The 23,515-nt window shown below is 38.2% G+C and carries 22 protein-coding genes and 2 pseudogenes; 4 read left to right on the top strand and 20 right to left on the bottom strand.

The window, feature by feature from the left end; genetic code table 11:
• Positions 1 to 284 precede the first annotated feature (284 nt).
• From JO40_RS09920 to brnQ, 9 genes and pseudogenes are all read right to left on the bottom strand, one after another.
• Positions 285 to 1,567: pseudogene (locus JO40_RS09920) on the bottom strand (glycoside hydrolase family 1 protein).
• Positions 1,555 to 2,142 carry a 16S rRNA (guanine(966)-N(2))-methyltransferase RsmD gene (gene rsmD, locus JO40_RS09915; RefSeq protein ID WP_044979199.1) on the bottom strand — a complete coding sequence of 196 codons (588 nt, stop codon included), beginning with the start codon at positions 2,140 to 2,142 and terminating at the stop codon, positions 1,555 to 1,557. Before rsmD ends, JO40_RS09920 begins: the two are co-directional and overlap by 13 nt.
• 21 nt (positions 2,143 to 2,163) lie before the next feature.
• On the bottom strand, positions 2,164 to 2,607 hold the full coding sequence (locus tag JO40_RS09910; protein ID WP_044979198.1) for a hypothetical protein: 444 nt from the start codon (positions 2,605 to 2,607) through the stop codon (positions 2,164 to 2,166).
• Positions 2,608 to 2,778: 171 nt separating this feature from the next.
• Positions 2,779 to 3,732: a DMT family transporter gene (locus JO40_RS09905; RefSeq protein ID WP_044979197.1), complete on the bottom strand. Its 954-nt coding sequence runs from the start codon at positions 3,730 to 3,732 to the stop codon at positions 2,779 to 2,781.
• A 30-nt stretch (positions 3,733 to 3,762) separates the two neighbouring features.
• Entirely contained in the window at positions 3,763 to 4,902 is a 1,140-nt protein-coding gene (locus JO40_RS09900; RefSeq protein ID WP_044979196.1) for a hypothetical protein, read from the bottom strand.
• A gap of 65 nt (positions 4,903 to 4,967) precedes the next feature.
• Positions 4,968 to 6,374: a tRNA (N(6)-L-threonylcarbamoyladenosine(37)-C(2))-methylthiotransferase MtaB gene (gene mtaB / locus JO40_RS09895; RefSeq protein ID WP_044979195.1), complete on the bottom strand. Its 1,407-nt coding sequence runs from the start codon at positions 6,372 to 6,374 to the stop codon at positions 4,968 to 4,970.
• A 2-nt stretch (positions 6,375 to 6,376) separates the two neighbouring features.
• Positions 6,377 to 7,018 carry a tetratricopeptide repeat protein gene (locus tag JO40_RS09890; protein ID WP_044979194.1) on the bottom strand — a complete coding sequence of 214 codons (642 nt, stop codon included), beginning with the start codon at positions 7,016 to 7,018 and terminating at the stop codon, positions 6,377 to 6,379.
• A complete protein-coding gene (locus JO40_RS09885; protein ID WP_044979193.1) occupies positions 7,008 to 7,385 on the bottom strand; it encodes a bactofilin family protein in 378 nt (125 codons plus the stop codon). Before JO40_RS09885 ends, JO40_RS09890 begins: the two co-directional genes overlap by 11 nt.
• A complete protein-coding gene (gene brnQ / locus JO40_RS09880; protein WP_044979192.1) occupies positions 7,385 to 8,776 on the bottom strand; it encodes a branched-chain amino acid transport system II carrier protein in 1,392 nt (463 codons plus the stop codon). The genes JO40_RS09885 and brnQ overlap by 1 nt, the downstream gene beginning before the upstream one ends.
• A 506-nt stretch (positions 8,777 to 9,282) precedes the next feature.
• On the opposite strand from brnQ, the gene JO40_RS09875 reads away from it, so the two are divergent.
• Positions 9,283 to 9,729, top strand: a complete 447-nt coding sequence (locus tag JO40_RS09875) for a PD-(D/E)XK nuclease family transposase (RefSeq protein ID WP_049992361.1) — start codon at positions 9,283 to 9,285, stop codon at positions 9,727 to 9,729.
• A gap of 519 nt (positions 9,730 to 10,248) precedes the next feature.
• On the opposite strand, the pseudogene JO40_RS09860 reads toward JO40_RS09875, so the two are convergent.
• From JO40_RS09860 to JO40_RS09850, 3 genes and pseudogenes are all read right to left on the bottom strand, one after another.
• A pseudogene (locus JO40_RS09860) lies at positions 10,249 to 11,105 on the bottom strand (Rpn family recombination-promoting nuclease/putative transposase).
• Positions 11,106 to 11,308: 203 nt separating this feature from the next.
• Entirely contained in the window at positions 11,309 to 12,439 is a 1,131-nt protein-coding gene (locus JO40_RS09855; RefSeq protein ID WP_044979190.1) for a glycosyltransferase family 2 protein, read from the bottom strand.
• The gene (locus JO40_RS09850; protein ID WP_044979189.1) at positions 12,439 to 14,817 is read right to left on the bottom strand and encodes a hypothetical protein; all 2,379 of its coding nucleotides are present in this window, start codon (positions 14,815 to 14,817) and stop codon (positions 12,439 to 12,441) included. Before JO40_RS09850 ends, JO40_RS09855 begins: the two co-directional genes overlap by 1 nt.
• Positions 14,818 to 15,122: 305 nt before the next feature.
• On the opposite strand from JO40_RS09850, the gene JO40_RS09845 reads away from it, so the two are divergent.
• Positions 15,123 to 15,887, top strand: a complete 765-nt coding sequence (locus tag JO40_RS09845) for an Rpn family recombination-promoting nuclease/putative transposase (RefSeq protein WP_044979188.1) — start codon at positions 15,123 to 15,125, stop codon at positions 15,885 to 15,887.
• 76 nt (positions 15,888 to 15,963) lie between these two features.
• Here the strand turns inward: JO40_RS09845 and lepA are convergent, their stop codons facing one another.
• Entirely contained in the window at positions 15,964 to 17,769 is a 1,806-nt protein-coding gene (gene lepA, locus JO40_RS09840; RefSeq protein ID WP_044979187.1) for a translation elongation factor 4, read from the bottom strand.
• Between the two features lie 155 nt (positions 17,770 to 17,924).
• Between lepA and JO40_RS09835 the strand changes: the two genes are divergently transcribed.
• Positions 17,925 to 18,773, top strand: a complete 849-nt coding sequence (locus tag JO40_RS09835; protein WP_044979185.1) for an RnfABCDGE type electron transport complex subunit B — start codon at positions 17,925 to 17,927, stop codon at positions 18,771 to 18,773.
• A 1-nt stretch (position 18,774) separates the two neighbouring features.
• Entirely contained in the window at positions 18,775 to 19,659 is an 885-nt protein-coding gene (era, locus tag JO40_RS09830) for a GTPase Era (RefSeq protein ID WP_044979184.1), read from the top strand.
• Positions 19,660 to 19,827: 168 nt separating this feature from the next.
• Here era and JO40_RS09825 read toward each other — a convergent pair whose 3' ends face one another.
• From JO40_RS09825 to JO40_RS09795, 7 genes are all read right to left on the bottom strand, one after another.
• The gene (locus tag JO40_RS09825; RefSeq protein WP_044979183.1) at positions 19,828 to 20,076 is read right to left on the bottom strand and encodes a type II toxin-antitoxin system RelE/ParE family toxin; all 249 of its coding nucleotides are present in this window, start codon (positions 20,074 to 20,076) and stop codon (positions 19,828 to 19,830) included.
• Positions 20,076 to 20,321 (bottom strand): type II toxin-antitoxin system prevent-host-death family antitoxin, encoded by a 246-nt coding sequence (locus JO40_RS09820; protein ID WP_044979182.1) that lies wholly within the window; start codon positions 20,319 to 20,321, stop codon positions 20,076 to 20,078. Before JO40_RS09820 ends, JO40_RS09825 begins: the two co-directional genes overlap by 1 nt.
• Before the next feature lie 587 nt (positions 20,322 to 20,908).
• Positions 20,909 to 21,388, bottom strand: coding sequence for a hypothetical protein (locus tag JO40_RS09815; RefSeq protein ID WP_044979181.1), 480 nt, complete (start codon positions 21,386 to 21,388; stop codon positions 20,909 to 20,911).
• A 174-nt stretch (positions 21,389 to 21,562) separates the two neighbouring features.
• Complete coding sequence (gene mazF / locus JO40_RS09810; protein ID WP_044979180.1) at positions 21,563 to 21,901, bottom strand: endoribonuclease MazF; 339 nt, start codon at positions 21,899 to 21,901, stop codon at positions 21,563 to 21,565.
• Positions 21,895 to 22,128, bottom strand: coding sequence for an AbrB/MazE/SpoVT family DNA-binding domain-containing protein (locus JO40_RS09805; protein ID WP_044979179.1), 234 nt, complete (start codon positions 22,126 to 22,128; stop codon positions 21,895 to 21,897). The genes mazF and JO40_RS09805 overlap by 7 nt, the downstream gene beginning before the upstream one ends.
• A 607-nt stretch (positions 22,129 to 22,735) precedes the next feature.
• The gene (locus JO40_RS09800) at positions 22,736 to 23,092 is read right to left on the bottom strand and encodes a HepT-like ribonuclease domain-containing protein (RefSeq protein ID WP_044979178.1); all 357 of its coding nucleotides are present in this window, start codon (positions 23,090 to 23,092) and stop codon (positions 22,736 to 22,738) included.
• Complete coding sequence (locus JO40_RS09795; protein ID WP_044979176.1) at positions 23,076 to 23,384, bottom strand: nucleotidyltransferase family protein; 309 nt, start codon at positions 23,382 to 23,384, stop codon at positions 23,076 to 23,078. Before JO40_RS09795 ends, JO40_RS09800 begins: the two co-directional genes overlap by 17 nt.
• Between the last annotated feature and the right edge of the window lie 131 nt (positions 23,385 to 23,515).

Raw genomic sequence — 23,515 nt, 5'->3', positions numbered from 1 at the left:
ATAAAATGTCAATAGGCTTGAGAAAAACTGTTTAATTTTATCGGCATTATTTATCCATAACTTATCACTTATCTATTATCCCGCAAATAAAAAAATGTACAAAAAGCCGCTGAAACTATTCCTAAACCGATAAAGCTCCACGCCTGTTTAGTATTAAAAATAATAAATATACAAATAAATATTTGTTATTCCAATTCTAATTTTAAAAATATTATACTTTTTTTTAACATATTCATAGCTATTAGGTAAATATAATGTTATTGTTGTAGAATACCCGTGTTCAATTATTTTACATTATACTTACAAGGTTCAACATATTTTTCCATCATCGATTTATCGACACCTCGCTTTTTGATCATTTCGCTGTAGAATTCCCCGCTTTTTTTGACCGTTCTTTCTTGAGTTTCGTAATTACAGTGCACAAGGCCGAATCTGGCAGATTCCCCTTCCTTCCACTCGAAATTGTCGATAAAGCACCAATGATAATAGGCTTCAAAGGGAAGGGGTGATTCGCTTATAAGTTTTAGGTGATCATAAATATATCGGCATCTAAACGCATCATTATTGTCGCATGTTCCGTTTTCGCTTATGACTATCGGCAGAGGAAGGCAGTCATAGCAGTTTTGGGCACATTCAATTATGCCCAATGGATAAATATCCCAGCCTAAATCGTTTTTAGGAGTGTTTTCAAAGGCTTTGTAAGAAAAACCTCTTACTGCCTGCCTTGAATAATAGTTGATGGCTATAAAATCTACGTAGTTTTGTTTTTTATGTTTAGGATATTTTTTAAAGGAAATGAAAATTCTCCCTTAAAACAGGCTTTCATAATTCCGTCTTGAAAAATTTTGCTTATTCTTTTAGCAGCCCTTTGATCGGCTTTTCTATTTTTATCTTTTGGATGGAAGGCCTGCATGTGGTGGGCAAAGCTTACCCTTGTGTCCGTAAAGCCCTTCTCTTTGCGTATTTTATGGATTAACTCATAGGCCTTACAATGGGCGGCTACGAGGACGTTCATTACCTTTAAAGTCATAAAAAGAGACTTTTTTTCAGGCGGCCAAAGACCTAAAAAAAAGGATTGAACCGCATAGACATTAGGCTCATTTATTGTAACATAGTCGCTGCAAAAGCTGCCGAGCTCGCTTATGCAAGTCTTTACATAATTTAAAAAGACTTCAACATTTTCTTTTTTTGTAAAGCCTCCCGAATTTTCAAACCACATGGGATGGCTAAAATGGTATAGGCTTATTAAGGGCCTTATACCTGCTCTTTTTAAAAGGCTTAATTCTTCTTTATAGTGATCAAGGGCTTTAGTATCGAATTTTCCCTTTTCAGGCTCAATTCGTGCCCATTCTAAGGACATGCGGTAGCTTTGAATCCCCATTTTTTTTAAAAGCTTGGTATCTTCTTCAATCTTTTCGTAGTGCATATTTGCACGGGACACGTCCGAGCCGTCATTTGTCATTTTGCGGTTACAAAAATCGTTCCAGTTAGAATTTACCCTTCCTCCCTCAATCTGGGTAGAAGCCGTAGCAACTCCAAGCAAAAAATTTTCTTTTAACTTAAACATCCTTCCTCCATATCACGCGATTTGGTTACAAACCGCATACAATAATTTTCTTTGCGATAAAAATCCACGATGGATCTTCCATATATTCTTTCATCTCTCTTTGTCAGAGAGCCTATAGTTTGAGGCATAGCTTTTTCAGAAGGCCTATGCATCATCACAAGGCCGCCTTCTTTTAATATTTTTGATTCTTCTATTTTTTTTAGAAGTTCTACGTGAAATTTATAGGGGAAGGGTGGGTCAAGGTAGATAATATCAAAGGATACCTTAGCTCTTTTTATAAAAGTTTCTGCCGGCATCCTTTTACATTCAAGTTTTTTATCTGCCATGGAAACGTTTTTTAATAAAACGGGAAATTTATCGGCATCTTTTTCTACAAGATAGACAGGATAGGCTCCGCGCGAATAGGCTTCCAAACCGCAGACTCCCGATCCCGTAAAAAGGTCTAAAAAAGAAAGACCTGAAAGATCTCCAAGTATGGAAAAAACAGACTCCCTCATTCTGTCCATTGCAGGCCTTATTATCCCCTTAGGGCACTCTACCTGTCTGTTTTTTAAACTTCCTCCGGTTATTCTCATAGGAATAATTATAGCATAGACCTATCCTAAGTTCAATAACTCTGAAAGTTCATTTTGAGAGACGATGTTGTAGGTTTCATTTTCAAAATTCGTATCGGAAATATCTATATTTATTTTGCCGAGAAAATCCTGATGTTTTTTATAAATACCTTCAAGACGGGCTTTTTCCGTGCTAAAAACGGATTCAGGACAGAGTTTTTCGGTTAAAATCAAATTTAAAATGTTCATATACTTTTTGATGCAAAAATAAAGGCAGTTCATTGTGTCGATATAATCGGACAAGTGGGACTGAGGTTCTATCTGACTAAAGAGTTTTTGGAGGGCTGCATCAAAAAATAAAATATCTCTTACCATCTTATCCGCAAAAATAATTTCTGAAAGGTCTAAATTAAGACCGTCCTTTATTACATCCAACATTCTGGTTATTTGAAACAAATTATCTTGAAAAACAATATTATGAAGCATATTCTTTCCCCTCTCAAGTTCTGTTGGGAACCTCTAAAATCTAACCGAGTTTTTAGAGATACCCTATTATATAAACTATAACTCTTATTTTATTTTCGGAATATTAAAACAGAGCTTTAATTCAATGATAATCTTACTTAGATTGAATGATTATTGGGCTTCTTGTAAAAATCAGTTTACATCCATTGATTTTTTTCTTAAAAATGACAGCTTTGTTTCGGAGATTATAATTGCAATAAAAATGCAAGAACAGCCCAAACCCAAGGCAGGCGTAAATTTTTCATCGGTAAGCATTATCGAAAGGAAGATGCTGAACACGGATTCAAGAGAAAAAATAAGGGCGGCTGTAGCAGGAGGAGTATTCTTTTGCCCCACAGCTTGAAGCAATACACAGAGTGCCGTACAAAGGACAGTCAAATAAACAAGCGTAAAAACAGACTGATAATTCCAAACGGTATTGGAGTTATCCTCGAACAAAAGAGAAAAAATGAGGGCATAGCTTCCTGCAAAAGCAAATTGAACAATCGTTATAAGAACAGCATCAAGTTTTTCCATAAATTTAGGAAGAAGAACAATATATACTGCAAATATAAAGCTGCTTATAAGGGAAAAAGCATCGCCCCAGTTTACTCCGTTTTGACTTTCCGAAATCAAATCGGGCATCGAAATTGCGAGGATTCCTACAAAGCAAAGAAAGGCCGCAAAAAGATTGAATTTGTCCGGCTTCTTTTTTAAAACCGCAGCGTTTACAAAGGGAACAAGAACACAATAAGTTGCAACCAAAAAAGAACTGCGGCCGGGAAGACCTCCTGCAGTAGTAATGGCAATAGCTTGTAAAGAATAACCTGCAAACATAATAAATCCTAAAAAACATCCGGCCTTTAGGTAATGCTTGTCAAGCTGCTTTAGTCGTTTAAAAAACACGGCACAAAGAATCAGACAGGCAGGTAAAAAGCGGCAGGCCAATAAAAAATTAGGCTTAAAAAAATCGTTTGTGCTGCTTACTGCAACAAAGGTGCTTCCCCATAAAAGAGTTGCCGAAAAAAGAGCAAGGCGTGACAAAATTTTAACACGCCTGCATACAAAAATTTCAGTATTGCTTTCGGCCTTTACTTCACAAGACATAAGAATTCCTAAAAATAAATTACGCTAAAATCAATATTCAAATGAAAAAGCAAAATCCAGACAGGTTTTAGACTTTTCCCAAGGTTTATTTCCCATTTCCTTTAAAAAAGCAGAAAAATCTATTTGAAAATAGGTAAAATCAAGTCCGACTCCCAAATGAGGGTAAAGCTCATTCATACCCAATCTAAAGCTCAACACCTTATGAAAAACTATTTCGGTTCCTGCAGCAATATTAAGCAAGGGACTTCTGTTTCTATTAAAAATCGGCTCGAGAATGTTTTGGTAGTCAATATAAAATGACCATGAAGAAACGGTAGTCCACATATCATCAAAAACAGGCATTGAACCTATACCCACACTCAAATTAGGCAAAAGCGTTTTATACTCTGTCTTACCAGCCGTGTTTGCTTTTTTAAAGTCTTCAAAGCTATTATAAGGGGTTAAAAAAACAGGAGTATAAGCATCCCTGCATGTCAGCCCTAAAAAAAAGTAATTGTCATACTTGTACAAAAAGCCTGCATCAAGTCCGAGTCCGTTAACAAAAACAATGTTTAAATTTTTAAAGCCGGAATTCACCGCCGCAGCCATATCGATCTGAGTTTTGTTTAAAGCATAGGAGAAAGTTTGAAAAAAGCCCTTCATCTGAAAACCTAGAGAAACCTTATTTATTCCATCATCATGAAGACATATGCCGTATCCACCTGTTACAAAAAGCTCCTCTCCTATCAATAGCTTTCGCATTATAGTATTTTCCAAATCGGCATTCACAATAGATCTATTAAAAATACCTACAGCAAAATTTTTATCGGCTAAGCTCAGGGCTAAAGGGCCTGTAGCAGAAAAGTCAACATATTTACTATCGCCCTTATAAAGATATTCTGCAAAAGCCTTTATTTTTTCGGATTCGGAGATGGAATTTAAACCTCCCAAACCGCCCTCATTTGCATGAAATGCAGCCTTTCCTGCCGACCAACGTTTAGTCAAAAACGGAAATAGAGCCGGATTTGTAAACAGAGTCTCGGTTCCGGCCTGATATGTTGTAAAAGGAGCACCTAATCCGCTTAGGCGTGGAGAAACATAGGATGGGGCTAGGGGATCCGGCATAGAAATCTGTGCAAAGCCTGACCAACAAACCATAAACAAGAATAAAAAAACAATTATTTTCTTCACATATACCTCCGCTCAAATTTCCTGTATCAATGCTTTAGTTTAAAGTAATTTTATCATAAAAAATACTAATCCGCAAGATATGCAACTCCATCCTTTATAATAACATATAAGCCTTCGCCGCCCATATAATTTTCAGTTCCTTTGTCCGGTTTTAAAGGAAGAGTTAAATAATTTTCGGTTACAATCCTTAAATCTTCATTTTTTTGAACTTTTTCTATAACTCCAAAAAAAACTTTCCTGTCACAAGAAGCTAAATAGCTTTGATAGTTTTTTTCACTCAAGGATGAAAGAAGCGAAGCCCTCCTTCCGGCCTCCCTTTCAGGAACTTTCGGTTTCATAGAAAAGGCTTTCGTTCCCGGTCGGGCCGAAAAAGGAAAAACATGGATACCGGGAATTTTTAAATCTTCACACATTTTAAACGTTTGCAAAAAATCTTCTTCAGTTTCGGAAGGAAAGCCCGTAATTATATCGCATCCTATAAATGGATTATCCTTTACCTCCCGCAAATTATTTACAGCCCTACGTATATCCTCTTCCCGATAGAACCTATTCATAGCTTTTAAAATTTTATCGCTTCCCGACTGTACCGAAAGATGAAAATGAGGGCATATTCTTTTATTCTTTACAATTTTTAAGGCCTCTTCATCTACACATTCAGGATATATGCTCGAAATGCGGATTCTTATTTTTTTTGTATTTTCCAAAAGCATAGCTAAAAGATTTGCAAAGCCTCCATAGGTTTCATCCCTATATTGGGATAGGTTTACACCCGATAAAACAACCTCTGCAGCTCCGTTTCTTTCGATTTGAACTATCCGCCTTACGGCTTCTTCCGCAGGCAGAGAAACGGAAGAGCCGCGTGCAAGTCTTATCCTGCAATAGGCACAAGAGTTATTGCACCCGTCTTGTACCTTTAAACTGGCTCTGGAATGAAAAAAGAATACCGGAGAACTTAACTTAAATAGAGCTTTTCTTCTTTCCGGCTCTTTTATAAAAAAGAATTTATCCGATTGCTCTTTTTTTGAATATATTTTGTCTCTAAATAAAAGAAGATTTTCTTTAAGACTAATAGGGCGTTCTTTTAGTTCCTTATTTTTAAGACAAGCCTCTTTTAAAAATTGAGGCAAACCGTCAAGTTCATCTTTTTTTTTGCCCGAAAAGGCTATGACCCTTTTATCGATTTTTTCTATAGTATCGGCTTCAAGCTCTGCATAGCAGCCTGTAACAAGAATAACAGATGCTTCATGCTCCTTTAATAAAAGGCGGATAATGCGGCGGGCCTTTTGTTCGGCCTTTCCCGTAACCGTGCAGGTATTTACAATACAAAGTTTTACAGGCAAAGCGGTTTCTGGTGTTTCCTTTGAAAAAATGTCAAAGCCGGATTCGGCAAAGCGGGCAACAAGAGCCTCCGATTCCACTTGGTTTAAGCGGCAGCCGAGAGTTTCTATTCTAACCGAAAAAAAATTACCCATGGTTAAAAACGCTGTAAGACCCTTTCACGCCCCTTTTGAGCGTCAACAAGATTTTTATTTAAACTCAAGGCCTTATTGTATGCCTCAAGGGAATAGCGGTATTCTTTTGTCTGCTCTCTTGCATAGCCTAAGCGTACCCACCAAAGACTGTTAAAAGCCTCCAAGGTAACAGCTACCGAAAAAGCAATATCGGCATGCCTGTATTTTGCCATCCGTAAATATATTTCTCCCATAAAATAATAGGAAGAAGAAATACGCACACCGTTAGGCGCATAAGAAATATAGTCTTGAAAAAGTTTAAGGGCTTCGGAATTTTTGCCCAAATGATAACAGGCCTCTGCCTGAGTGGCTATAAGACGCGGATCGGTTTGAGCAATTTTACGCCCTGCCTCACTCATATCGTAGGTTTTTTGATATTGACCGTCGGCCAAGAGAGCCCATGTCATTACGACATAACTATCCAAGTTATTAGGAGACTCTTTAATTTCAGCCTCGCATACGGCAATAGCCTCTGCATAGCGGCCTTTTTTATACAAAACAAGAGCATCAGGCTTATTTTGAGAAAAAAGGCAGGGCGCAGCAAATAGAAAAAAAATCAGAGCAAATTTAAACACCGAATTAATTTCTTTCTTTTTATCTTCCAAATTGATTATCCTTTGTCATAGTACAGATACCGTTAAATACGCAGCCGCTTTCAAGAACAACTTCGGGAGCCGTAACATCACCTATAAGCTTTCCGCAGGAAAAAACATGCACGATAGTATCGGCTAAGACATTTCCTTCTACAGATCCCTTGATTACAACCCTATCTGCCCGAATATTAGCCTTAACGATAGAATTTTCATCAACGGTTACATCGCTTGTTGAAACCAAAAAACCTTCTACATGCCCTTTAATCATAAAAGGCTTTTTACATTCAATCTTACCGCTAAAATAAATATCCGGAGCTAAAACCGTATCGTAATCTTCTTCATCCAAATCCAATAAATCAACTTTTTCTATCTCAGCCATTATTCATCCTTATTTTCTCCGGATTCTTCCTTCATCGAGGGAGCTGTTTCCGTTTTTTTCATAATAATATAGCCAAAACCGAACAAGAGAGAAGCCCCCAATGCAGGAAGGAGCCAAGGAAATCCTATGCCTTCAAAAGGGAGGGTCTTTAATACGTTGATAGTAGTATTAAAGCTCAGAGCCACTTGATCCATAGCCGGAAAGGCTTCAAGTTTAATAAGCAAATTATTGATAAGCTCCTGAGCTGCAACCCAGCCTTGAAGGATACTTATCGAAAGAGTGCCTATTACCGCACCATGGAAAAAATACTTGTTCGGTATAAATTCTGCAAACAAATTTAAAACTATCAACACAATTGCAACAGGATAGATGACTTCAAGAATCGGCCCCGCAATAGAGATAATATTATCTACACCGAAATTTGAAAGGAAAAAACTTACAACGCAGATAATTATAACCGTAGCACGGTAGCTTATATCGTCTTTAAATCTTTTGGAAAAATATTCGCCTGCAGTTGCAGTAAGACCTATTGAGGTAGTCAAACAGGCCAAACCTATTGCTAAGCCTAAAACAATTCTACCTCCCCTTCCCCATAATATTTCACTGGACTTAACTACAATTTCAGTTCGCGAAAGATTATCAGGCAAGACGGCACTTCCGGTTGCTCCTACATATACTAGCCCGCCGTAAACAAGTCCCAAGCCTATACAAGCAATAAGCCCTGTCCAGATAGTCATCTTTAAAAGTGATTTTTTTTCAGTGTACCCTTTTGCCGTAATACTCGAAATAACTATTGTAGCCAATATCATAGAGCCTAGAGCGTCCATAGTTTGATAGCCTTCTTTAAAGCCTCTTAAAAATATCTTATCGACTGAAGGATCTGATGGCCTACCTATGGGAGTAATAAAGCCCTTTATAACCAAGAGGCCTAAAACGGCTATCAAGGCAGGCGTTAAAAACTTTCCTACCCTGTCAACAACATCATTCGGTGTTAGGACAAAGAAAAGGGTTATCGCAAAGAATATAAAAGATGATAAAACAGAACTTATCCCGAAGTTGGGTCTGATAGCTATTTCATAAGTGGTAGCAGCCGTCCTCGGAATAGCAAAAAGAGGCCCTATTATAAGCATAACAAAAATTATAAAAAAGGTGCCGAATAACTGATTTATATTTTTTGTAAAGTTGGAGAGGTGCCCATCGCATTTTCCCATGGATATTATACCCAAAACAGGCATACCTACCCCCGTTACCAAAAATCCTAAAAGAGAAAACCCCCAGTCTTTTCCGGATAAATGCCCCAAGGTAGGCGGAAATATTAAGTTTCCGGCTCCTAAAAACATAGCAAATAAAGCAAAACCTATAACAATAATATCGTTGGTCTTTTTGCTCATAAATTGTTCCCATCCTTAAAATTAAATTTAAGTTACATTAAAAGAATAACGTGCCGATTATACCATTCTTTTAGGAAAAGAGAAAGGGGGTCAGCTGAAAATCGGACATTCGTGTCCGATTTTCAGCTTAGAGTTTGTATCAATTCTGCATACGCAGAATTGAACTTCGAGTTTTGCCTGAAGGCAAAACATCGACAGGAGGTCGATTACTGTCGACTATTGCGATGTTTTTCAAAGCTTGTCTTTGAAAAACTCGGTGTCAAATGCGTACAAGGACGTACGCATTTGACATAACCACCGCCATCCATGGCGGTTGGGGAATTACATCCTGAGTACATTTTTCAGCTTAGAGTTTGTATCAATTCTTCCTACAGCAGAATTGAACTTCGAGTTTTGCCTGAAGGCAAAACATCGACAGGAGGTCGATTACTGTCGACGATTGCAGATGATTATATGTTCTACCGTGTCATGAAAATACGGATATCTGTAAAACGCTTTTAAACATTGTGCTGCACGATAAAACAGAACCCATTATCGACGTTCAATTACAAAAAACGGTAGCCGATGCAGGAAGTGCAAAAGGCGTACGCTTTGACGTTTGGGCTAAAGACTTAAACGGCACAATCTATGATGTGGAAATGCAGGCAATCAACAAAGACGACTTAGCCCGCCGCATCCGGTACTATCAATCTGCAATAGATATAAGCGTTCTGGATAAAAACAAACCTTATGAAGCTTTACCTGTATACACATTTAAAACCTTATGCACCGAAAACACAAAAATACAGCTTGCCGACGGTATTACAAAAATAATCATTAACAGCAAGGCAGCCGAAAAAGAAGCAAGTCCTGCACTTAAAAGTTTTTTACAGTATATGAACGGTAAGGCAAGCAATGATGAGTTTATCCAAAAAGTAAAGCAGCGGATAAAAGAGGTAAAACAAAGTGAATAACTTAGGAGGTATGATAAACAGTTCGGCAGGAATTCAGCCTAACTGTTTATCTACCGAGTTTGCCTTTCGGCAAACATCGCATTATTATATGTGCTTTTTCACTTCGTTGCAAAAGCCAAGGAAAAAACTTTTTTCGCAAATTGATATTTGCTGCAAAAAGTTTTTATGTAAGGGAGTATATGTTAATCAACTCATTTGAAAGAGACGCACGGAATGAAGGCTGGAAAGCAGGCATAGCACAAGGCATAGCTTAAGGCTCGCACCAAGCGAGGCTTGAAACGGCTATGGCTTTTAAGCGGCTTGGCTTTGATATTGCTAAAATAGCCGAAAGGACAGGCTTAAGCTGCGAAGAAATTGAAGCTCTATAAAAATTAGCTTACCGTATCAGAGGTTTTCTTTCTTTATTTTAACCATACCCCTAATTTAACCGCAAAGATACAAAGACCGCAAAGGAATTTTTTTATGAAACTAAGAAAGAAACAGCTAAACTTATGAAAAATCGAGGCTGTCCGTTACAAATTAATTAACCGCTTCCACTTCTTCTTTACTGAGACCGGTCATCTGCATAATAAAATCAATTTCACAATTAGCATGTTTCATCAATTTTGCCGTTTCAAGTTTTGTTTGGTACGAACCGTCGGCAAAAGCTATTTGTCTTTCCTCAGCTCTTTGTACGGCTATATCAGTATCGTAGTCATATTCGGCTACTAACATATTTATTACCTCCCGTGATTTTCTCATTAAATATTCTTTTAAGATTCCTTTTTCTATGCATATTTTTACTGCATTAGTAAAACCTTTTTCGTTGTCGAGTTGTGTTTGCTTTCTCACTTCTTCTACAAAGAGACTGTACTCTTCTAGCTGCTTGCAGGCTGTTAACACTTTGTTTGCTTTGTCCGTGTTGATGTTTAAAACCTGCACTGTTAGTTCCAGCGGAGCGTGTTCGGACTTTATAATAAAAGCATCCGAAAGTTTTAGAACCGTAGTTTCAAGGTAATCGTCTAATCCATTATAAAAGACATAAAATTCAGGTGTCGGTATTTTTGATAACTTTCTTAAATACCTGTCCGTCGGTGCTTGCAGTTTTTCATAGAGACGCGCTATGTATTCTAAAAAGCGCAATGGCATATTTTCGTTTATCGTAGATTGATGTTCAGCCAATACAATGATTTTACCATCTACAAGGCATGAAACATCGTTTATTATGTTCATGTACATAACGTTTTCAAGTCGTATGTTTTCTACCGGAGACGAAAGCGGTAAATTGGTGCCGTGCAATGCGTTGTAAAGCGACAAGAAATTTTCTTTTGCTTTTCGTCTTCACTGAACAAATCGACAAACACTGAGTCTTTATATCTTCTGTTTGACGTACTCATAACTATGCCCTCTCTTGATTGTATTATACCACAACTTCGGCAATTTTGTAAGGGCAGTTTTTTATTTAACCACAACGCCCGCAGAGAGCGCAAAGGAATTTGAGGGTAGCTTTGTTAAGATATTCTTTAATTTTCTCTTTGCGAAGTTGAGCGAAGCTCAACGCTTTGCGGCCTTGGCGTTTTTTTTAATTTAACCCCTTAGCCTATTCATCCTTCATGCTTTTTTCAATTTGCTTTACATAATCCTCGCCCCAGTAATCGCAGAGAATTGAGTAAGCTTCGGCTTGGAGGGAGGGGATAACAAGACGTTTAAGTTGGTTAATGTTTGAGGCAAGATATGTGTTGCATATTGCACGCAGTTCTTTTATTAAGGCGGGAGCCGAATCTCTGGGAAAGGGGTGTTCGTCAAGATACGAAAAAATAAGGGTAAATACCGAAGAGGTAGAGCACACTTTTTCCCAGCGCTCAAGATTTGTAATTTGATTCTTGGAAGTAATGCCCGAATCCTGACTGTAATTGTATACAGTCTTATCTATACCGTAATAGGACGGTTTTTCAAGCAAGATAAAAAAATACAACAGTAAATCTTCGGCGTTGATACAGTAGGTATGGGGAAGCTTTTCGTATACCGAACGCAGAATACGAGTGCGAAAGAGTTTTGCACACAAAAAACCGTTATGTTCTTTTTTGATTAAAAAATTGTCAAGAATCTCGTTACCCGAAAGGCTGCCGTTAAAAACCGATTTTACAATTTCCGCCTTTTGCTCAAATCTTTTGCGGTCTTCGGCATCGATTTTATCCGTATCCCGCACGGTTAAATCCATTTTGCCGTGAATAATGTCCGCCGCATTTGAAAGAGTGCCATTGCCGGAAGCAAGTAATCCCTCGTAAAAATTCAAAAGAGCATCGGGCGGAAGGGAATCGTCCGAATCGATGCAGCATACCCATTCTCCCGATGCAGCTATAGCTCCCGTACGACGGGCTTCAAAAAGTCCCATATTTTTGCGGTGTTCCAAAAGAATCAGAGGCACGCCGAGGTTTTTAAACTTTTTTTTATAGGGTTTAAGGATTTTAGGTAAAGAATCACCGCCAGGGCTTCCGTCATTTATGATGAGGATTTCGATAGGGGGGCAGCCTGCCTGATTAGAGGTTTTATCTTTTTTATTTAACCGCAAAGGATGCAGAGAGCGCACAGTATCTTCTTTATGAGAGAAAGCGTCCTCCCGACCGACACTGCCGGCAGAGAAACTTTGCACTAAAATACTGTCCAAAAGAACGGGCAAAGAGCTTTCCGTTCCATACACCGGAACGGAAAGACTTATAAGGGGAACCATCACGGTAAAAAATGATACCCCGCGGAAACCGTTAAAACCGTTGTAAACGTAGTATTTTCAACCGGCTCCCCGAGAGGTGTCCAAGAACCTATGTCAAAGGTAACAACCTTGTCAAAATTCTTCGGCGTATACCAACCCGGTTCTTTAGCATAATATCCGTCGGAAGCGATAACCAGTTTTTTCGGTTTGACGGCTATAAAGCGACAGGGAGTAAAGTTTTTCTCCAATGTATCATCTTCTGAACTTGTTTCACTTGATGCATACAATACCCTTTTGCTATCCCCGAAATCGGCCGTACCGCTTATATACCATAATTTACCCGAAGAAAATAAGTACTGTTTCGGGCTGGAGTCTTTCATTTCTTTTGCGGTTAAAGCATACAAGATGCCGTCCTGAATGTGTAAGGCTGTTATTTTTTCATCGATTCTAAAGCTGTCTTTTGTACCGGAAGTTCCTTCAGGTACAAGAATAACGGATCCCGATAAAGCGCCGGAATCTTTAGCGTATCGTTCTATTTTAATACCGTAGGTATGCGTGCCTGAATCTTGCTTACGGAGAGCGACGAAAAGGCCGTCCTTATTCGCCGCAAGTGCGGTAACTTCCCAGCCGCTGCTTATTGCAGCACCTGCAGCACTGTATCCGATATCCTTGGAAGCGGTTCCGAAGTTATCTTGCCATACCAATCTTTCCACCAAATTGCTGCTATAGTTTGCATAATATAAGACATTGTAATATGCATCATTACCACTGACCACAAATTTAAGGGAACAAGAAGTATCCGCCGCAATAAAATCGGGGAAATTGGTAATTTGACAGCTTTTGTTTTCTTCATATGATCCGTTTTCATTTTGCACAAAGCGTTTAATTTTGTTATCGAAACCGTCAACATGGGGAATATACAAGGTACCGCTTTGATCAAAGGTAAAAATGCCCTCACGGTTTGATGCGGTTTCAAACAAATTATCAGATGCCCCCTGCTCTTTGAATATCGTTTTTTTGAAAGCGCCGTTTTCATCATGCACCTTGTTCCATACAATAGTCTTGGTATCGGGCGCACGCCGCTCTTTCCATTCGTTATACCATTTTGCAGTTCTTTCATCCAAAAAACTCAAGGCATTTGTTTCCATATTAAGAGCTGCTATACGGTTGCGGTTTTTAACGATACGGGGACTTTCAGCAAAATAAGCGGCATCAAAGCCGTCATCGGCTATATAGATATTTTCTTCATCAAAACCGATTACTTTTATCGCCCCGTAAAAGTTCTTGGAATAATAAGAGGAGGGCACTGCCCGATTTTCAAAGCTGACGCTGTCTGAAAAACCGATTTTTACAGGAGGAGCAGTCAAATTGTTTATATTATAACGGACAATCCCGCCTAAAGAGTAAAGGTTAGGATCACTTGATGTTATACTTTCATTAACTGTAGTAAAAAGCACATATACATAATCGCCGCGGATAAAAAGATCGTTTACTTCCGATGGCATGCAGCCGGCAATGTTAATATGAGAATTAATCTGAGTATCTGAATGAGATGCCCCGGTCAAACTTGCAGCGTTTATTTTTATATTACCGGAAGCACCGGAACTTCCGGACAGCCATGCCACTCTGCCGTTATCTACGGCAAAAAGCTCAGTCACGGAAGGGGCTCCAGAAACAGGGTCTGGAGTCAAATCATCCCGTATTTCTACAAAGTTAGCTCCATCCGTCCCGTACATTTTTCCCGTTGTATAATCGTTTGCGAGAAATTTGATCGTCGTTGTAACTGCCGGATGGACATCAAGTTCACCCTCACTCGTATATCGGACAAGCCAAACATTGGAGTCTTTATATCTGACATAAAGCCGCCCCTTACTGTCGCGAGCAAAGCTGTACGGTTTTTCCTGAGCAGGTGGCTTCGAACCGGGAGCCATAATTTCTTTTCCACCCATGTAGAGGGTTAAGTTGAAGCAGAGCTTGACATCTACAGTTTGAGTAAACAAAAGATTGTTTAAGCCGGAAACGTTTTTGTTTAAGAGGACTCTTACATGATTTTGACCTGAAACTACAGTGTGAGAAGCCATCCCCGACCATTGACCGGATGGGTTAATCGCCGTAACTATTATCTCTATCGTTTCACCGACAGGAACCAGCTCAACCAGAGATTTAGGTTCTTCGGCACTTAGTTCCCTCGTTACAGTATAGCCGTTCTCTTTGATTATATCAATTTTCATACGTGAAGATGAAAGAACGGGAAGTCCGTTGGAATCCAAGGCTCTGGCTCCATCGGGAAGTGTTCCATCAAAGCTCAAAATAAGCTCGCCGTATTCTTCATTTAAAAATAAATTACAGGATGACACCGTCAAAACAAGTATCATCAAAACAAAAAACATTTTTTTCATAAAGACCTCCATATAAATTCATCAACCGCAGAAAATATCAATTTTCGAGGATTGATGAATTTTAGCCGTTTCCAGAAAACGAGAAATGAGGAATATCAAACGGCGTTTTGCATCTGGTCATTCACACTTTATACTTCTACATTTGTACTTCGTTCTATCATTATACATCAAAAATTTTAAAATACCAAGTAAAATTTAAAAAAATTATTAAATTTTTCTACCCGCTAATCAGAGTTTCTGTATATCTTCTTTCTAACTTACTCTTTTTTTCAAATACACCCTATAAATATAATGGGAGAAAACAAATGGCAAAAAGATTTGAAGATTTAACATTTACGGATGATTTTATGTTTTGTAAAATCATGCAAAATCCGAAGCTATGCAAAGGTCTTATTGAAATGATATTATCAGATACAATAGGAAAAATTACCTATATCTCGGTACAACATAATATTAACACTTATGAACAGACAAAGTCCGTACGGTTTGATGTTTTGGTGCAGGCGGAAAGCGGTAAACTTTATGACATTGAAATGCAGGTAAGCAATGAACGCAATATCCCGAAGCGTATGCGGTTTTACCAAGCTGCCGTAGATATTTCGTTTTTAGACAAAGGTAATTCCTATAATAACTTAAATGACAGCTTTATAATTTTTATTTGCTTGTTTGATGTTATAGGTAAAAATAGGCCTATTTATACCTTTGAAAACCTTTGTATAGAGGATAAAAATACCCCTTTACAAGACGGCACTCTAAAGGTTATAATAAATGCAGAGGCCTTTAATAACACTGAGGACAAAGAATTAAAAGAATTTTTAGAATACCTTAAAAAAGGTAAGCCGAATAATGAATTTACAAGGGAGATAGAAACTATGATACAAGCAATAAAACAAAACGAACAGGCAAGGCAGGAATACAGGTTAATGTCCACTTTTGAAATGGATGCTAGGGATAAAGGTGCTTATGACAATAAACGAGAAACAGCTAAAATCTTAAAACAATTAGGTGATTCAATTCAGAAAATTATGCATGTTACAGGCCTTTCTGAATCTGAAATCGAAAAACTGTAAATTAGGTCAAAAGGGATTGGGTTAAGAAGGGAAAAGCCACCGCTATTAACGTGGTGTCTCTCACCCTACTAATAGTTTAATCTTCTTTAGTTTTTAATACAGCCAAGAATGCAGACTGCGGGAGTTCTACGTCGCCTATCATTTTCATGCGTTTTTTTCCTTCCTTTTGTTTTTCGAGGAGTTTACGCTTTCGGGTGATGTCGCCACCGTAACACTTGGCAAGAACGTCCTTACGCAAGGCCGAAATTGTTTCTCGAGCTATTATCTGACTGCCTATGGCTCCCTGAATCGGTATCTTAAACTGTTGGCGAGGAATTTCATCTTTAAGTTTTTCGCAGACAAGTCGGGCCTTATCATAGGCACTCGGTTTATAGGCAAGCTGGGCAAGAGCATCAACTGGCTTTCCGTTAATTAAAATATCAATCTTTGCCAAATCGGTAGGACGGGTTTCGATAACTTCATAATCAAAGGAAGCATAACCCCGGCTTATGCTTTTAAGCCTGTCATAAAACTCAAATAAGACCTCGGACAAGGGCATCTCATAGGTCATTTCGACCCTTTTTTCATCCAAATATGTCATATTGGTCTGCACTCCCCTCTTTTCCATACAGAGGGACATAATGTTTCCGAGGTAGGAAGCAGGCGTTATAACCGTTGCCTTTATATAAGGCTCTTCAGCCGAGGCTATAAGCCCCTCATCGGGATAATCTGCAGGGTTATCGCAAATAATTTCTTCTCCAGTACGCATGGTAATTTTATAACGCACCGAAGGAGCCGTAAAGATAACCGACTGGCCGAATTCTCTTTCCAATCTTTCTTGAACAATTTCAAGATGAAGAAGGCCTAAAAAGCCGCACCTAAATCCGTGACCGAGTGCAATGGAAGAATCTTTTTCCCATGTCAAACTTGCATCGTTCAGTTTTAGCTTTTCAAAGGATTCGCGGAGCTCCTCGTAATCGTTTGTATCAGTAGGATAGACTGAAGAAAAAACTACGGGCTTTACTTCTTTAAAGCCTGATAATGGGGCATTGCACGGAAAAGCGGCATCGGTGATGGTATCGCCTACCCCGACATCGGAGACGGTTTTTATACCTGCAATTATGTAGCCGACTTCTCCCGCCTGTAAGGAATCCTGCTTTACAAGATCGAGGACAAAGGTTCCTGTTTCTTCTACCTTGTATTCACCCCCTGTATTCATAAAGCGGATAGTCATGCCCGGTTTTATCATTCCTTCAAAGACACGCACATGGACTACAACACCCCTGTAAGGGTCATAGTGGCAGTCGAAGATAAGAGCCTGTAAGGGATTATCTTTTGAGCCCTTGGGGGGCGGAAAGGTTGTTATAATTGCTTCAAAAAGGGCATCAATGTTTTGTCCCGTTTTTGCAGAAACGGCTACAGCCGCATCCGAATCAAGCCCCAAATCATGGTCAATCTGATGCTTTACTGCATCTACATCGGCAGCAGGTAAATCTATCTTGTTTATAACTGGGAGGATTTCCAAGTCATGTTCAAGGGCAAGATACATATTTGAAAGGGTTTGGGATTCAACACCTTGAGTTGCATCTACAATTAAGATAGCACCCTCGCAGGAGGCAATGGCACGCGAAACCTCATAGGAAAAGTCCACATGGCCGGGAGTATCGACAAAGTTTAAAACATAGTTTTTACCGTCCTTAGCCGTGTAAGGAATTCGGACGGCATGACTTTTTATAGTAATACCCCGCTCCCGTTCTATATCCATATCATCGGTCATTTGGTTGCGGTGATATCTTTCATCTATTATTTTAGTTTTTTCGATAAGCCGATCGGAAAGGGTCGACTTGCCGTGGTCTATGTGAGCTACAATACAAAAATTGCGTATATTTTCAGGATTTAACATAGGGCTAATTATAATGAAAAAATAAGATTATGTCAATTTTCAAATTTCATTTGTCAAAATTACCACTTTCTTAACCTATTTTTAAAATCCATTACTTGCACAAAATCTAAAAATATGGCATTATGTAAGGGAAATAAAGTTTTATTGGAGTATGCATGAATATTATTTTATTGACCTTGGCCGTATCGCTGGTGTTATCTCTTTTGTTGGGGCTTTTACTGGGCTTTTTTAAGAAAATATTTTATGTGGAACCGGATAAGACGGCGGCAGCCGTAAGAGAGGTGCTTCCGGGAGCAAACTGCGGTGCCTGCGGTTATCCCGGCTGTGACGGATTTGCAGCAGCAGTTGCGGCAGGAGATGCGCCTGTAAACGGATGTCCTGTAGGAGCCGCCCCTGTTGCAGCGGCTATAGGAAAAATAATGGGAGTTGATGCCTCGGCTTCCGCCAGAGTTGCCGTTTTAACCTGTCAAGGCTCCCATGATGTTTGCCGAAACAAGTGTGACTATGTAGGCATAAAAACATGTAAGGCCGCAAAAATTTCAATTAACGGAACAAAGGAATGTGACTGGGGCTGTATAGGCCTTGGAGACTGCGAGCGGGCATGTCCCTTTGATGCCATCCATATCAAAGAAAACGGACTTCCTGAAGTAGACTATGATAAGTGTACCGGCTGTGCCGTCTGTGTTGCCCAATGTCCGCAGCATGTTCTAACAACAGTTCCTGCCGATCAAAAAGGAGCCATAGCCCTCTGTTCATGCAGAAATCCCCGTAAGCCTCAAATTATGAAAAACTGTAAACGGGGCTGCATAAAGTGCATGAAGTGCGAAAAGAATTGTCCTACGGGAGCTATTAAAGTAATAGACGGAATACCCAAGGTAGATTACACTCTTTGCGATTCCTGCAATAAGTGTGTTGAAGGCTGCCCGACAAAGGTTCTTATGCTCACTGAAAACAAGGTAAAGTTTAACTCTTGCACATCTTGTGAAGGATGCCAAAGCGCATAAAATGAACAGCGGAGTTGTAACGATAATAGGCCGTCCTTCAGCCGGAAAGTCAACCTTTTTAAATACGGCTTCAGGCGAAAAGATTTCGATTGTTTCATCAACTCCGCAAACCACCCGAAACGCAATCAGGGGTATCGTAAACACTACCAAGGGGCAGATAGTTTTTATCGACACCCCCGGCTATCACAAATCCGAAAAAAAATTAAACCTAAAACTTCAAGAAGTCGCTAAAACCCGTTTAGAGGAAGGAGATGCAGTCTTATATCTGATAGACCTTTCACGGGAATTCGGAGAAGAAGAAAAAAACATCTGCTCTCTTCTTACCCCCTTACAAGAAAAAACCGTAATAGGCCTAAATAAGGCAGACCTTACGTCCTCAAAGACGGAACTTGTAAAAAAAGAGCTTTTAAGCCTCTTACCCGATGTTCCGCAAGAAAGAATCTTTGAGATTTCGGCCCTAAAGGATAAGGGCATAAATAAAATTCTTTCTATCCTCATAGAACTCCTCCCTGAAGGAGAAGCCCTCTACCCCGAGGACATATACACAGATCAGGATGTAGTCTTTAGGATTACGGAAATTATAAGAGAACAAGCCATTCTCCACACCAGAGAGGAGCTTCCCCACGCCATTTATGCAGGTATAGAAGATGCCGAAATGCGTAAAAACGGTAAAGAACTCTGGGTGAGAGCCTTCCTCTATGTAGAAAAAGAAAGTCAAAAAGCCATGCTCATAGGCAAGGGAGCAGCCGTCATCAAAAGCATAAGGATAAAATCCATGGCCGAAATGCGTAAAATCTTCCCTTATAAGGTTCAATTAGATCTTCAAGTCCGCGTAAACAAAAACTGGCGGCAAAAAGATAATATTATACAAAAGATTTCGTACTGAGAAAGGCCAAAACCGAATCCGCCATCCTTCCGTGTCGGGAGAATAATCCAATCCGGAAATAGGCGAGTCGAAGACGCAAAGCTTAAGGCAAGGTTGGTGCGAAAGTTGCACCCAAAGAGAGCTGTATCAGCAGCGACCTTTCAAACAAATTTCGTGGCAAAGCAAATGTCAGCTTGAAGCGGGGGGGTAGACGCTATTCTCTCCAAACAAAACACGAACAAAATCTCTTCTTGAATACAAAGTCCTTACAATTCTTATAACTTCGTCTTTAATTCTATAAAATATTGAATAATTATTTGCAAGCACGAACTTATAATCCGTAGGAAATGAAATGGGATTTTGAAATTCATTCTCTATATAATCTTTGATTTCAAGTAAATCTGCTGCCGCTTGCGGAGCAATCTTTATCTCAAACATCAAAGTCCTGCCATTTTTCTGAATTCAGTTGTATCCAGCCATCCGTTTTGCAAAGCAGATTCTTCACCTTTCTTCAATTCATAAAAAAGAGTTTTCACAGCCGTCAATTTTTCGTAATCTCTTATGGAAATTACCGCATAACACCCCCTGCCATTTTTAGTAAGAAAGACTGGCGATTCATCAGCAACATCTTGCAAAACTTCATTATAATTACGTAAATCCGAAACAGGCTTTATAGTAATCATATATACCTCTAATATTCGTAAGATTTTACGAAATAATTATCTTAAAATCATACTAAATTGTCAAGATGTATAAAGTTGACTCAAGCCTTTTCTTCATTATATCTATAAAGTTTTATTTTCTTTAACAAGTTAATTATTATAATAAAACATTAGCTTTACTCAAATAATCTAAGCTATTAATTCGGGTTTTAAGCTTTAATCTATAAAAAATACACCCTACTTTTTCAAAGTTTCAGCTTATCGTGCCGCAAGGCATCTGTCTAACATGCAGTTAAGCTGCAAAACGTACCGGCGTCTAGCCGGCTGCTCTTCAGAGCGGGTTTTGTCAGTCTTGAACTGCGTGTTAGATTTTTAATATAGTACATACAGAATAATAAAATACCAACCCTCAAAATTCATACAATAAATCCTATGTTTTATGTTTCTTTACTTCATCACTATTTTTTTAACAATTATTTCTTAGATAGCCTCATCATACAAGGCAACTATTTTATCATTAATCTTATTTTTTGTCTTTTGATACCCCCTAAAATTGAAATGTTTATCCACGTTTAGGGGGCGATTCATCAGTATCGGTTAATCGCTTCTTATTGCTTTGTATATTCCATAGAATTTTCACCCATACCGAATTTTATCTTCGTTTTTGATGAATTTAGTTTTATAAATAAAAGCATTCCTTCCAAAACTTCAGGTGTAAAATTTAGTCTTGCACTGATTGTCTTGTTCGCGGGATCATGGGTAACAATAAATCCTATATCTTCCAGCTCTGATACAGCACCAGCTACAGAAGCTGCATATGATGCATCTGCGCTTGAATAATCCTCCTCGTGTTGTAAATAACCCGAAAAATCAGAAGCAACAAAAAGCGTTTTTGTGCCTACAACTCCTGACATTGAAAAGTCTGCCTTCCATGTTCCCACTAAATCACTCTTGTTTGAAACAGGCTTCCAATCACTGCTAGTATTATTCTGATTACCGTTCGCCTGTTGACAACCGCTAATTAACGCTACTGCACTAGTTATTAAAACTAATGCACCAATCACTGAAACTAATCTCTTTTGTTTCATCTTTCAACCATCCTTTCACAATGTCCTTTTTCATTGCAATTATCTTTATTTTTAGGTCGAAAGTCTGTTTCGATTGGTTCCCTACCCGCCTGCCGTCGGCAGGTCAACCTAACATTCGCTTAACCTGCAAACGGGCATAGTCCCGTTTGTCAGGTTGAAGCGGGTGTTATGTGATTACTCAATCAACAACTTTATATTATCTACAACAGCATTTATCTCTTCTTCTGTTGTTTTTTCTATAAAATCACAACTTCTTTTTTTATAATCAAGGTTCTTTACTTGGTCGCTAAGAATACAGCCATTTATCGAATGATTATCCAATACAATTTCAAAAGGATAGCCTTTTATATGGCTTGTAATAGGACAAAATAAAGCAAGTCCGACTTTTTGATTGTATCGTTTTTGAGAAATGCAAATTGCAGGACGACGACCTTTCTGCTCATGTCCTGCTTGCGGGGTAAAATCAAGCCAAACTAAATCGCCTCTATCGGGAACATAATTTGAATTCACCATTCTTCGTTACCTACTGAATAACCTGTAGAGATTTCCGAATGAACATTTTCAGAAGTAACCATTGCCAGCATATCATCAAGGGTTTTTTCCTGAGGAAGAATTACTATTTTTCCTTTTTCTGCGATTACTTCTATTTTGCTTCCATTCTTTACATTATTATCTTTTGCCCAAAGAGAGGGTATTCTAAACCCGAGACTATTACCCCATTTCTGAACTACAACCTGCATAATCAACCTCCATTATTTTTAGTATATACATTGTATAGTTTTTTGTCAAGGATTTTTTTCAAAAAAGCGGGCTTGCTCCACTGCCTAAATCGTTCATATTTGAAAACTATGACTTTCATGCCATATTCTTCAGCTGCTATATAATACATATAACCAATTATCCTTCCCCTCCGAATGCAGATTTTCATAAGATTACTATTCCATCAGCACCAATTATCTTCTGTATTATCACAAGTAATCTAAGTCAATTCAATATATTGTTCAGAAGGGATATACTCCATTTATCACTGTAACCTTTGCTTTAGCGATTAGAAATCCTGTACTTTGGCAACTACATAGGATAAATAGACTTATTAACTGGGAATATATTTCTTCATTTTTACCTCAAGCTGCCCGAAGGGCAGTCCACATAACATTCGCTTAACCTGCATTTGCGGCTGCCCGCAATGTCAGGTTGAAGCGGGTGTTAGATGTTTCCATTTATTAGTTTTTAAGACTGAATGTATCATATCATTATTTTGAGACAGCATTACCAATTTTTTTTATATTCTCAGTAAATTTTTTAGTTATCTTCAATATTTTGTTATTGACTTCAACAACTATCTCTTTAACTGTCATACTTATTTTTCTTTGTTTTCATAATTTTTATCAACTGTTCTTTAAATTCTGGAATAATATTTTTTGCAACATCCCACACAATTTCATAATCAACCGAAAAATATCCATGAATAAGTTTATCTCTCATACCGGCAATATTTTTCCATGGAACTTCTTTATATTGAATGATTATATCATTTGAAATGTTTTTAACGGCTTCTCCAATAATTTCAATACTCCGTGCAAATGCCCGTTGCGTTTTTTCATCTTTTAGAAACGCCTCTTTTGTCATAGTATCTGTTTCAGATTCCAAAAAAGTGATTTCATCAAAAATATGATTAAACAAATCTTTATTTGATCGATACATATTCAACCTTATTGAGTATTCTCTGACCAATATACGGACTTAAACTTTCTATGGTTAATAAATCTATTTTTGTATTCAAATTATCTTCCAAGTAATAAACTAAATTTATAAAGTTATTATAATTTTTTTTATTAGCATGAAATTCTACTAATATATCAATATCGCTATTTTTATTTTGTTGATTATGTACATAAGAACCAAAAAGACCTATTTTTTTTACGCCATAGGACTGGAGAATGTTTTTATTATATTCTAAGAAATTAAAAATCTCTTTTTTTTCTTTAGGTTTCATACCTCTATTATACCTTTTTTTAATATTAAATCTAGATTTATACCTGAAAAATTCAGCTCGTGCAGTAGCACGAGTCCATCTAACATTCGCTTAACCTGCATTTGCGGCTCGTCCGCAATGTCAGGTTGAAG

Origin of the sequence: Treponema putidum (assembly GCF_000755145.1) — a bacterium.
GTDB lineage: Bacteria > Spirochaetota > Spirochaetia > Treponematales > Treponemataceae > Treponema_B > Treponema_B putidum.
Note: the sequence above shows the minus strand (reverse complement) of the source record. Positions and strands in the feature narration are given on the sequence as shown.

What these genes read in the sequence shown, in the direction of transcription:
- JO40_RS09850 (WP_044979189.1), bottom strand. Translation starts at nt 14,817, where the DNA reads ATGAAAAAAATGTTTTTTGTTTTGATGATACTTGTTTTGACGGTGTCA.
- JO40_RS09885 (WP_044979193.1), bottom strand. Translation starts at nt 7,385, where the DNA reads ATGGCTGAGATAGAAAAAGTTGATTTATTGGATTTGGATGAAGAAGAT.
- JO40_RS09855 (WP_044979190.1), bottom strand. Translation starts at nt 12,439, where the DNA reads ATGGTTCCCCTTATAAGTCTTTCCGTTCCGGTGTATGGAACGGAAAGC.
- JO40_RS09845 (WP_044979188.1), top strand. Translation starts at nt 15,123, where the DNA reads ATGGCAAAAAGATTTGAAGATTTAACATTTACGGATGATTTTATGTTT.
- brnQ (WP_044979192.1), bottom strand. Translation starts at nt 8,776, where the DNA reads ATGAGCAAAAAGACCAACGATATTATTGTTATAGGTTTTGCTTTATTT.
- JO40_RS09820 (WP_044979182.1), bottom strand. Translation starts at nt 20,321, where the DNA reads ATGATTACTATAAAGCCTGTTTCGGATTTACGTAATTATAATGAAGTT.
- era (WP_044979184.1), top strand. Translation starts at nt 18,775, where the DNA reads ATGAACAGCGGAGTTGTAACGATAATAGGCCGTCCTTCAGCCGGAAAG.
- JO40_RS09815 (WP_044979181.1), bottom strand. Translation starts at nt 21,388, where the DNA reads ATGAAACAAAAGAGATTAGTTTCAGTGATTGGTGCATTAGTTTTAATA.
- lepA (WP_044979187.1), bottom strand. Translation starts at nt 17,769, where the DNA reads ATGTTAAATCCTGAAAATATACGCAATTTTTGTATTGTAGCTCACATA.
- JO40_RS09910 (WP_044979198.1), bottom strand. Translation starts at nt 2,607, where the DNA reads ATGCTTCATAATATTGTTTTTCAAGATAATTTGTTTCAAATAACCAGA.
- JO40_RS09905 (WP_044979197.1), bottom strand. Translation starts at nt 3,732, where the DNA reads ATGTCTTGTGAAGTAAAGGCCGAAAGCAATACTGAAATTTTTGTATGC.
- JO40_RS09805 (WP_044979179.1), bottom strand. Translation starts at nt 22,128, where the DNA reads ATGCAGGTTGTAGTTCAGAAATGGGGTAATAGTCTCGGGTTTAGAATA.
- JO40_RS09795 (WP_044979176.1), bottom strand. Translation starts at nt 23,384, where the DNA reads ATGAAACCTAAAGAAAAAAAAGAGATTTTTAATTTCTTAGAATATAAT.
- JO40_RS09835 (WP_044979185.1), top strand. Translation starts at nt 17,925, where the DNA reads ATGAATATTATTTTATTGACCTTGGCCGTATCGCTGGTGTTATCTCTT.
- mtaB (WP_044979195.1), bottom strand. Translation starts at nt 6,374, where the DNA reads ATGGGTAATTTTTTTTCGGTTAGAATAGAAACTCTCGGCTGCCGCTTA.
- mazF (WP_044979180.1), bottom strand. Translation starts at nt 21,901, where the DNA reads ATGGTGAATTCAAATTATGTTCCCGATAGAGGCGATTTAGTTTGGCTT.
- rsmD (WP_044979199.1), bottom strand. Translation starts at nt 2,142, where the DNA reads ATGAGAATAACCGGAGGAAGTTTAAAAAACAGACAGGTAGAGTGCCCT.
- JO40_RS09825 (WP_044979183.1), bottom strand. Translation starts at nt 20,076, where the DNA reads ATGTTTGAGATAAAGATTGCTCCGCAAGCGGCAGCAGATTTACTTGAA.
- JO40_RS09800 (WP_044979178.1), bottom strand. Translation starts at nt 23,092, where the DNA reads ATGTATCGATCAAATAAAGATTTGTTTAATCATATTTTTGATGAAATC.